12 protein-coding genes and 1 pseudogene are annotated in these 10,584 nt (G+C 45.7%); all 13 read left to right on the forward strand.

Annotated features, from left to right (window positions below):
* Nucleotides 1–913: substrate-binding domain-containing protein (locus tag WEIDD23_RS07970; RefSeq protein ID WP_062358916.1), on the forward strand; the 913-nt coding region annotated here is incomplete at its 5' end.
* A 231-nt stretch (nt 914–1,144) separates the two neighbouring features.
* A complete protein-coding gene (locus WEIDD23_RS07975) occupies nt 1,145–1,891 on the forward strand; it encodes a sugar phosphate isomerase/epimerase family protein (RefSeq protein WP_010370859.1) in 747 nt (248 codons plus the stop codon).
* A 2-nt stretch (nt 1,892–1,893) separates the two neighbouring features.
* Nucleotides 1,894–3,180: a hypothetical protein gene (locus WEIDD23_RS07980; RefSeq protein ID WP_010370857.1), complete on the forward strand. Its 1,287-nt coding sequence runs from the start codon at nt 1,894–1,896 to the stop codon at nt 3,178–3,180.
* A 20-nt stretch (nt 3,181–3,200) separates the two neighbouring features.
* Nucleotides 3,201–4,166, forward strand: a complete 966-nt coding sequence (locus WEIDD23_RS07985; RefSeq protein WP_010370855.1) for a sugar kinase — start codon at nt 3,201–3,203, stop codon at nt 4,164–4,166.
* Nucleotides 4,166–4,786, forward strand: coding sequence for an orotidine 5'-phosphate decarboxylase / HUMPS family protein (locus WEIDD23_RS07990; RefSeq protein ID WP_010370853.1), 621 nt, complete (start codon nt 4,166–4,168; stop codon nt 4,784–4,786). The genes WEIDD23_RS07985 and WEIDD23_RS07990 overlap by 1 nt, the downstream gene beginning before the upstream one ends.
* Complete coding sequence (gene hxlB / locus WEIDD23_RS07995) at nt 4,786–5,328, forward strand: 6-phospho-3-hexuloisomerase (RefSeq protein ID WP_010370852.1); 543 nt, start codon at nt 4,786–4,788, stop codon at nt 5,326–5,328. Before WEIDD23_RS07990 ends, hxlB begins: the two co-directional genes overlap by 1 nt.
* 135 nt (nt 5,329–5,463) lie before the next feature.
* Nucleotides 5,464–5,661: a hypothetical protein gene (locus WEIDD23_RS08000; RefSeq protein ID WP_010370851.1), complete on the forward strand. Its 198-nt coding sequence runs from the start codon at nt 5,464–5,466 to the stop codon at nt 5,659–5,661.
* 103 nt (nt 5,662–5,764) lie between these two features.
* Complete coding sequence (locus WEIDD23_RS08005) at nt 5,765–6,757, forward strand: ribose utilization transcriptional repressor RbsR (protein WP_010370849.1); 993 nt, start codon at nt 5,765–5,767, stop codon at nt 6,755–6,757.
* 176 nt (nt 6,758–6,933) lie between these two features.
* Nucleotides 6,934–7,329 carry a D-ribose pyranase gene (gene rbsD / locus WEIDD23_RS08010; RefSeq protein ID WP_010370848.1) on the forward strand — a complete coding sequence of 132 codons (396 nt, stop codon included), beginning with the start codon at nt 6,934–6,936 and terminating at the stop codon, nt 7,327–7,329.
* A 16-nt stretch (nt 7,330–7,345) separates the two neighbouring features.
* Complete coding sequence (gene fucP / locus WEIDD23_RS08015; RefSeq protein ID WP_010370847.1) at nt 7,346–8,698, forward strand: L-fucose:H+ symporter permease; 1,353 nt, start codon at nt 7,346–7,348, stop codon at nt 8,696–8,698.
* A gap of 9 nt (nt 8,699–8,707) precedes the next feature.
* A complete protein-coding gene (gene rbsK, locus WEIDD23_RS08020) occupies nt 8,708–9,646 on the forward strand; it encodes a ribokinase (RefSeq protein WP_108731115.1) in 939 nt (312 codons plus the stop codon).
* Between the two features lie 14 nt (nt 9,647–9,660).
* The gene (gene rpiA, locus WEIDD23_RS08025) at nt 9,661–10,353 is read left to right on the forward strand and encodes a ribose-5-phosphate isomerase RpiA (RefSeq protein WP_010370843.1); all 693 of its coding nucleotides are present in this window, start codon (nt 9,661–9,663) and stop codon (nt 10,351–10,353) included.
* Between the two features lie 174 nt (nt 10,354–10,527).
* Nucleotides 10,528–10,584: pseudogene (locus WEIDD23_RS15025) on the forward strand (PT domain-containing protein); the annotation flags it as partial.

Here is a 10,584-nt window from a genome sequence, read left to right on the forward strand (position 1 = left end):
ACGATATCTCCATGGCCGGCTTGAGAAAATGTCGGATAAAACGGCGAATCGCATTAAGCAAATCATCGAAGAAACCGGCTACGTGCCTAACGCCTCAGCGGTCCAATTGATGACGCAACGCAGTGGTCTGATTGCCATCGTGGCTGCGGATGTGGATGATTATTTTTCAACGGAATTCTTCAAAGGGGCCTCATCGATTCTTGAAGCGGAATCGTATACCGGGGTGCTCTTTGACACAAATTCATCAGTTAAGCGGGAAGCATCATTGCTTGATCGCATCAGCCAACAAAATTTTGATGGTGTGATTATGCAACCAATCTCGGCTGATAATGAAGTGCTACAAAAGCACATTAAAAAGAATTTACCGGTCGTTTTGGTTGACCGTGAGACAACGGGTGGCGACTATGACATGGTCGTGACGGATAATGAGCAAGCTGCAAAACGGGCGGCGCAACACTATCGTGACCAAGGCTTTGCGAACGTTGTTGTGATTTCTGAACCAATTGCCAATGTGTCAACGCGTACGGCGCGTTGGCGTGGGGTGCAGGCAGTTTATCCAGATGCCCAAATGATTGAAATTGCGCATGCAGGGATCATTGGTGCGGAACAGGTGCAAGCGATTATTAGTCAATTGCCAACGGATGCCCCAACCGTCGTGTTCTTCTTTAAGGAACGGTTGATGTTGGAAATCTTACCGCACATGATTCGTGAAAATGTATTGACAGCGCAATTACAAGTGACTGGTTTTTCAGACACGAAGCTCGCACGTGACCTTAATCCAAACGTGAAGTTGATCCAGCAAAACCCTTTTCTGATGGGGGCTTCGGCGGCTGAGTTGCTCTTACGTCGGTTGGATAAAAAGGCGGCCAAAACACAAACTGAAAAAATCGTCATTGCGGCGACTTATGAATAGACTGTTTACAACACCCAACTTGGGTGTTATTCTTTTCACGTAAGGTTAAGCGCTTACCTAACTTGTGAGTAAGCAAGATTAGTTAGCGACTTAATTTTAACGGGCCATTGTGCCCATATATTTTTGGATATTGGTTAAGCGCTTAACCTAAAATGACAACGGATATTTTAGAGATTAGGTGAGCAATGGTGCGGTTTGACGAAATGGTGCCACTGTTCTTAGGGGAATGACATGGCAAAGCTATTTTTGAATACATGGATTTTTGAGGATGCGGTGAAGCAGGGACGTACGCAAGCCGAATTAGTTGCCCAAGTTAAGGATTTAGGTGCTGATGGGATTGAAGTTCGACGCGAATATTTCCACGACTTAACAACGGAACTGGCCGCGGTGCGCGAAGCAGCCACGGCAGCGAATTTGGCAGTCGCATTAAGCATCCCTGATGAATTGTTCGTCAACGGGGTAGTTAATGAAAAGTTACCGCAGTACATTGCGGAGCTACAAACACTAGGCGCGGTTAAAGCGAAGTTCAATTTGGGTGATTACGCCAACTTTACTGGCGACCTGGCAATGGCCTTTAAGGACTGGCCAGCTGATATCACCATCAACATTGAGAATGATCAAACGGCATTAAGTGGTCATCTGGAACCAATCCACGCCTTCTTGCAAGACGCAAAGTCAGCAGGTGTCGAAATTGGGTACGTTTATGACTTGGGCAACTGGGCGTTTACGAAGGGGGATGCCGTAAAGAGTGCTGAGCTATTGGCACCTTACACTGATTACGTGCACTTTAAGAATGCAGCTGACACGGACAATGGTTTGATTGTAACGACTGATTTGGCTGAAGGCTTGTTCGATTGGGAAGCCATTTACAAGTTATTCGACAATACTGTTGATGTTGCCTTGGAATTCCCAATGGCAACTAACGAACAAATTGCCGCACAAGTGACGATGTTACGTCACGCGATGGAGGCCCGTTAATCATGGTTAACACGATTATTGCAATTTTGCTGTTGCTGACATTTGTCGGCTTTATCTTCTACATCTTCAAGGGTGGTAACTTGATGGTTGGGTTCTTTGTGATGGCAATCCTCTGGGCAGTCATCGGGTTAGTACCATTTGATGTTGCCATTAAGAAGGTTTTCGCTGAGCCAGCCTTGAATTACGGGCCAACGATTATCTACATTGCGTTTGGGTCATGGTTTGGTCGTGTCTTGGTTGATTCGGGTATTGCGCCAGCCATTTCACAACGCACGGCGAAGGCGGGTAAGAAGAATGTGATGCTTGCCGCCATTTTGGTTATCTTAGTTACGGCCTTGATTTTCATTAGTGCGTACGGGGTTGGGTCAGTTATCGCGATCGGAGTTATCTTGTTGCCAATTCTCTTGTCACTTGGTATTCCACGTAAGATTGCTTTGCCAGTCTTCTTGATGTCGGTTGGTGCACCAATGTACTTGAATCTGGTGCTTTTCAACCAAATCAAAGCCTTCTTCCCAAAGGCTGACTACAGTGGCAAGTATTTGATTTTCGGTATCACAGCCATGGCTGTGCAACTGTTGGCGGTTATCATTTACCTCTTTATGCACCGCAAGTCATTTGATGCCTCAAAGGCGGACGAGAACTTGAAGTTGGTTGGTGCCGAAGTTTCCACAGAAGAAATTAAGATTCCATGGCCTGCCTTTATTGTGCCGGTTGTGCCAGTCTTTATGAATTTGGCGTTTAAGTGGGATGCCGTACCATCATTGATTTTGGCAACCCTGTTGGCGATGTTGCTAACGGGAAAGATGCGCCACTGGAAGTCATTTATTGACTTTTTGAACGATACCATTCAAACAGCGATTTCAGATATTGCTGGATTGATCATGTTCTTGATGGCACTAATCATGTTCTCCGGCGCTGCCCAAATTAATGCGGCGCGTTTCCAAACGTTGTTGACGTCAATTTTGCCATCAAACATTTGGATTTTGGCCTTGGCACTTGGAATTGCCGCACCATTGGCATTGTTCCGTGGGCCATTGCACGTTTGGGGTGCTGGGGCTGCCACAGCTGCTGTTTTGGCGGGAGCACACATTTTCCCAGATGCCTTGTTGTTGCCTTTGATGTATGTGCCAAGTTTGATGGCGGTGTCGACTGACTTGACGCAATCATGGAACGTTTGGGCCTTGAAGTACATGAAGGTCGACAGTCGTGAATTGTTGAAGCAGGGTGTACCGGTAATGTGGATTGTTTCAATCATTAACGTTATTTTGGCCGTTTTGATTATCAAGTAAGAGATTGAAGGATTATAATCATGAGTGAATTTTTGACGATTGGTGAGCCAGTTGTGACGTTCATGTCGAAGGACGCGGACGCTAGCTTGGTCGACACCATTAATTACTTTAAGTTGTTGGGTGGCGCAGAATTAAACGTGGCCATCGGGGTACAGCGTTTGGGTCACACAACGGAATATGTGAGTCGCTTAGGTGCTGATCCATTAGGTGGTTATGCCAAGAAGCAAATCTTGGAACACGGGGTTGGCACGACTTTCGTGACCGAAGATGCAGATAACTGGACGGGATTCCAATTGAAGCAGATGGTGACGACTGGGGATCCACAAACGTTTAACTACCGGACAGGTTCAGCTGCAGCGCACTTGTCAGCAGATGTGTTGGATGACGTGAAGTTGGACGACGTGAAAATTGCCCACATGTCAGGGATTTTCCCAGCGTTGTCAGAGACCTCAAACAAGGCCTTCCGTCACTTGATGAATCGCTTGGTCGCAGCCGACAAGTTGATCACGTTTGACCCTAACTTGCGGCCAGCCCTTTGGAACGATGATGCTCGTATGATTCGTGAAATTAATGAATTTGCGAAGTCGGCGGATATCATTTTACCAGGTAGCAACGAAGGTAAGATCTTGATGGGTAGTGAAGACCCTAAGGATATTGCGGACTTCTACTTGAATCAAAGTGAGCGGACAAAGGTTGTCATCGTGAAGGTTGGGCCTGCTGGGGCATACGTGCAAACACGTGATGCAGAAGGCTTTATGGTACCCGGCTTTAAGGTTGCGAAGGTAGTTGATACAGTAGGTGCTGGTGATGGTTTTGCTCTTGGTGTGATTACGGCCTTGCTAGAAGACAAGTCATTGCGCGCTGCCGCCATGCGTGGAAACGCAGTTGGGGCCTTGCAAGTGCAAACACCAGGTGACAATGATGGTTATCCAACACCAGCGCAATTGGCAGCATTTTATGCCGCAGAAGGAGTAAGTGAAGACTAATGAAGTTACAAGTAGCAATTGATCGTGTGTCATTAGCACACGCCATTGCATTGGCGAAGGACCTTGATGGTATTGCTGATGTGATTGAACTCGGTACATCTTTGGTAAAGGACTATGGCTTGATTGCCTTGTCAGATATCAAGGCAGAAATTAAGCATTCAGAATTGTTGATGGACTTGAAGGCCATCGACGAAGGTGTTTATGAATTCAACAAGGGTTTTGAAGCCAATGCTGACATTTTGACGGTCATGGGGTCAGCCGACTTATCAACGATCAGTGCCGTATATGAGGTGACAGAAAACGCGGGCAAGACAATGTTGATTGACTTGTTGAACATGACGGATGAGGAGATTGCACCATTGATGACGTTTGACCACGCCATCTTTGGATTGCACCACTCACACGATAATGCCGCCAACTTCGATGCAGCCGGGTCAGTTAAGCACTTCCATGAACAATTCCCAGTGGCCAAGCGCATTGCCGTGGCTGGTGGGATTGATTTGGACCAAGTGAAGAAGTTGTCAGCGGATGGTATTGCTGAAATTGCCATTGTTGGTGGAAAGATTGCTGGTGCAGCTGATCCAGTTGCAGCCGGTCGTGAATTTAAGGAGGCGCTATAATGGCTTTAGTAAATGAAGTATTGTCAGAAATTCAAGAAGTGATGACGCAAGTAGATGACGCCCAACTGGACGCTGCTGAAAACATCATCACGAAGGACAAGCGCATCTTCGTATTGGGCGCTGGCCGTTCAGGTTTGATGGTGAAGGGCTTTGCCATGCGTTTGATGCACATCGGTTACACGGTGTTTGTCATTGGCGAGACGATTACGCCGTCAATTGCTGAAGGGGATGTCTTGGTTGCGGTCTCAGGTTCTGGTACAACCGGCTCAGTTGTTGGCCCTGCGCAAAAGGCAGCTGACAATGGTGTCCACGTGATTGGTGTGACGTCAAACCCAACCTCACCATTGGCAACTTTGGGCGAGGCCACGATCGTGGTACCTGGTGCTACCAAGGCTGGTGACGGAGTGAAGTCAATCCAATTATTGAGCACGTTGTTTGATCAAAGTGTGCACATTACGTTGGATATCTTGACGTTGATGATTAGCCGTCGTGACCACGTGTCAAATGACACTGCCAAGGCCACGCACTCAAACATGGAATAGTATTACATTAAGTTTCAAACCTTTACTCAAAAAAATCTCACTGAAAAAAATAAAGCGGCGCCCTGGTGATGCGGGGCGCCGCTTTTTTGCAGACCTCAAAACCAGTAATTACCGGATAAGAGGCGTAAGATTGATATGACAATTTTTGAAATGGGGTTAATGAAGATGTATGTGATTGAATATTATGGTGGGTACGTTGGCGATGCGGTGAATGGTCAGATCCAGACGACCTTTAGTCCGTTTACGGCGAAGCAGTTTTGGTCTGAGATAGATGCACAGAACTTTATGTATCAACATGGCATTGCGTTTATGGGCAAGATTGTACGGATGTAGTTGGGCACTAATTTCATAAAAACGTTCGCAAGACAGCTATTTAGTAAATGGTTTTACAGGTATAATGATAACCATACTAGATTGTGGAAGGAGACTGATCGTGATGAAAAAAGCGTCGATTAAAGATGTGGCAAATTTAGCAGGTGTGTCACCGACAACGGTCTCACAAGTGCTGAATAAACGGAATGATCATTTTCCACAGGAAACGATTGATAAAGTGCTTGCTGCACAGAAAGAACTGGGCTACGTGCCAAATCAAAGTGCGAAGAGCTTGCGTGGTAATGCGAATCCCTTAATTGGCGTGTTAGTACCCAGTTTGCGGAATCCGTTCTTCTCAGATTTGATGCAAAGTATGCAAGAACACGCGCATGGCGTAGCTGACCTGGCATTTTTTTCAGCGACGGATGACGAGATTGACCAAGCTATTTTGACGTTGATTGGGCGTGGCGTTAATGGCTTGGTAATCGCACGCATGTTGCCACACGTGCAAGATGTGAACACCTATCTCAATAAGCAGAAGCTGCCATACGTGGTTTTGGACCAAACCAATGATGATAGTGATGCTGATTCCGTGAAGACGAATGAATATCAAGGTGGGGTGACAGTTGCTGAACATTTGCTACAATTGGGCCACCGTGATGTTGCGCTAATTTTGCCTGACTACCTAACAGAAAATTTGCGTGAGCGTATTCAAGGCTTTGAAGATACGGTCAATCAGACGGCGAACACTAGTATTACGCGCTTTGAAACGTCGATGTCAAAACACGGCGGCTTAGCAATTGCCTCTCGCGTTAAGCGAGCAAACGTGACAGCGGCATTTGCCCTAAACGATGAATTGGCCATTGGCTTATTACGTGGTTTGAAAAATGCCGGTGTGGACGTGCCCAAAACATTTAGTGTGGTTGGTTATGACAATACGGACTATTCAGAATTTATGGTACCCTCAGTAACCACGGTCACGCAGCCAGTTTGGCGAATGGGGCAGATTGCTCTAGACATGGTATTAGCTCGGATTAACGATCCGAGCATCGCCAAGCAGACGGAAATTTTAGATACTCATTTAATTATTAGAGAATCAACAGATTCGATTAAATAACATTGATATGATGCCAATCAAGCATTAAAAACGACGCGTTTTTAGTGCTTGATTTTTTTATTTGAGCAAATGTAGGGGTTTACATTGTGTTTATTCGGTGTATATTAAAATTTGTAAAACGATTTACAAAAACGATTTACATAGAAATTATAACGTTTGTTTGGGGGACATTCATCATGAAGAAGGTTGGAATTTTGAATTCTGAGCTAGCTTACACGGTAGCACAAATGGGACATAAGGATACGTTGGCGATTGGGGATGCCGGTTTGCCGGTACCAGCGGGGACCAAGAAGATTGACCTGGCCGTGACGTTCCAAACGCCAGATTTCCAAACGGTACTTGAAAATGTTTTGACGGAAATGCAAGTTGAAGCCATCACGTTAGCCGAGGAAATCAAGACGGAAAATCCAGATCAATTAGCGGCAATCTTAGCAGTTTTGCCAAATGTTGATGTGACGTTTGTACCGCATGAGGAATTTAAGCAACAATTGGGGGCCACACGGGCAGTGGTTCGAACGGGTGAATCACATCCGTTCGCTAATATTATTTTGCGTAGTGGCGTGGCATTTTAGTCGAAGGGGATAAATCATGGAAAACATGGGGGCGAAGGTTGTACGACCTTTTACAAAGCATATTGATGAATTGTCGGATGGGTATTTAACGAAGACGCCGTTGTTCCAATTCATTGTGATTTCGCTAATCTTCCCAATGTGGGGAGCGGCAGCCAGTCTGAATGACATCTTAATCACACAGTTTAAGACAGTCTTTCAACTGAATGATGCCTCAACCGCATTCGTGCAGTCAGCGTTTTACGGTGGGTATTTCTTAATTGCGATTCCGGCATCATTGGTTATCAAGAAAACATCGTATAAGTTTGCGATTATGCTGGGGCTAATTGCTTACATTATTGGCGCAGGATTATTCTTCCCAGCTTCACGTGTTGCAACGTACTCAATGTTCTTATTTGCCATTTTTGCTATCGCGATTGGGTTGTCATTCTTGGAAACGGCCAGTGATACCTATAGTTCGATGCTTGGACCTAAGAAGTATGCGAACTTGCGTTTGAACATCTCAGCCGCATTGACCCCATTGGGAGATATTGCTGGAATTCTACTTGGAAAGTACATGATTTTTAGCACAGGTGGTAATTTGGCGACCAAGATGGCGGGGATGCATGGTGCTGAACGAATTGCCTATGGTGAAAAGATGTTGCAATTAACCTTGCAACCATACAAGTACATCATCGGTGTCCTGATTATTATGTTGTTGATCTTGGCTGTGACCAAGATGCCAAGCGCTAAGCCAAAGGTTGAAACACTGGCTGGTGAAGAGGCCACTGAAAAAGCCACTTTGGGTGAAACCATCAAGTACTTGTTGGGAAACTTCCGTTACAAGAAGGGGATCCTCGCCCAATTCGTTTACGTTGGAATGCAAACAACGGTTTGGTCATTTACAATTCGTTTGGCCTTGGATTTGAATAAGCAAATTAGTGATGCGGATGCCACGACCTTTATGGTCTATTCATATGCGATGTGGTTCGTCGGTAAAGTAGTTGCAACCTGGTTCTTGGGACGTTACAAGGTCGCAACCGTGTTGAGTATCTACTCAGTGTTGGGAACTATTACGTTACTGGTCACGACATTCGGCCAAGGTATGATTGCCGTGTACGCGGCTGTGTTTGTGAGCTTCTTCTTTGGTCCACAGTGGCCAACGATTTACGCCCACACATTGGATAATGTCGCAGATAAGAAGTATACCGAAACGGCCGGTGCCATTTTGGTGATGGCGATTGTTGGTGGTGCAGTATGGCCACTATTCCAAGGGTTGGTATCTGACTGGTCTGGTTCAATGCAATTGTCATTCATTGTGCCGACTATCGCATTTATGATCGTGTCATGGTACTTCATCTCTGAAATGAAGTATGCAAAGGAAGAAAAGTAGGTGATTGTGATGAATAAGATTGTTGTCATTGGTAGTTTGAATTTGGACATTATTCAAAACATTTCGCGTTTACCATTGCAGGGAGAGACGCTTCGAGTTGATTCGCGTGGCACGAATTTAGGTGGTAAGGGTGCGAACCAAGCTGTCGCAGCAGCCCGTCAAGGTGCCGACGTGAGTTTCATTGGGGCTATTGGTCAGGATGCTGCGGGTGTGCAATTCAGGAATTTGCTTGAAGATGAAGGCATTAACACAGCTGGCCTGGTTGAAAAAGAAGACGCTACGGGTACCGCAACGATTTTGCTAGAAGAAGATGGCCACAATACGATTTTGGTGTATGGTGGTGCGAACATGAAGCTGACAGCAGACGATGTGGTGAAGTCAGAACAACTTATTGCGGAAGCTGATTTTGTGATTGCACAGTTTGAAGTTGCCCAAGAGGCGGTTGCGAAGGGCTTCTATCTCGCCAAGAAATACGGTGTCACGACAGTGCTTAACCCAGCACCGGTCTTGAATTACAAAGATATTGATCCAGCAATTCTTGCTGCAACGGACATTATTGTGCCGAACGAAACGGAAGCAGCCGCTTTGCTAAACTGCGAACCATCAACTGATTTCGATGATTTATTGGATATTAGTGATCAATTTGCGGACCTATCAATTACGGGTACAATTGTGACTTTGGGTGAAGATGGGGTTTACTACAAGTTAGCTGACCAAGATGCACGCACCCAACCGATTTTTAAAGTGAAGGCGGTCGATACAACCGCTGCGGGCGACACATTTATTGGGGCGACGTTTGCTTACCTAAATGCTGATTGCACGAATATTGATGACGCAATTCAATATGCATCCAAGGCGTCGTCAATTGCGGTTTCACATTCAGGGGCTATTCGGTCAATCCCAACGAAGAAGGCTGTGTTGGCATCATTAAATTTGGTACATGCATAGTTGGAGGTGATCTGATGGACACATTAGAACAAAAGCGCGCGGCTGGAAAGTACGCTGCAACGTTAATTGAAAATGGCATGGTTGTCGGTCTTGGCACAGGTTCAACGGTTAAGTTTTTCGTCGAAGAACTGGGGCGCCGTGTCAATGAAGAAGGATTAGACATTGTCGGGGTGACCACATCGACGCGTACAGCTGAACAGGCCAGGACGTTAGGCATTGCTTTGGCAGATGTAGATGATGTTGACCACATTGACATTACCGTCGATGGCGCTGATGTTGTTGATGCACAATTGAACGGGATTAAAGGTGGTGGAGCGGCGCTGTTGTACGAAAAGGTTGTCGCTAAAAACTCTCGCCGGAATGTTTGGATTGTTGATGCGTCAAAGGTGCACGAGGAACTGGGTCATTTTCCATTGCCAGTTGAAGTTGTCACTTATGGTGCTGAGCAGCTGTGCCGGGTCTTTGATAACCATGGCTTGCACCCGGTGCTACGTCGTACGGCTGATGGGGAGCCGGTGAAGACAGATAACGGGAATGAGATTGTAGATTTGCATTTAGATACGATTCCGTTTCCAAGTGAATTAGCGAATTGGTTAGCCAATCAAGTAGGTGTGATTGAGCATGGTTTGTTCTTAAATGTTGCTGATGAAGTTATTGTTGGTGGGGATGAAATTCAGGTGCTGAAGTCGCCAGCTTTGATGTATTAGATGGTAGAAAGTCTGTTGAGATATGCTCGACGGACTTTTTTGTGAATATAGCTAAATGATGCAATAAATCAAAGTTATAAAGCTTGTTGTTAATAAGTTGATCCATTTAAAAAAGTGATCAACAATTAAGATCCAATTTGACGAGAAAGAGGATCACGCGCATGCTTAACCAACCAACCAACCAACCAACCAACCAACCAACCAACCAACCAACCAACCAACCAACCAACC

It is taken from the genome of Weissella sp. DD23, assembly GCF_001579105.1.
GTDB lineage: Bacteria > Bacillota > Bacilli > Lactobacillales > Lactobacillaceae > Weissella > Weissella cibaria.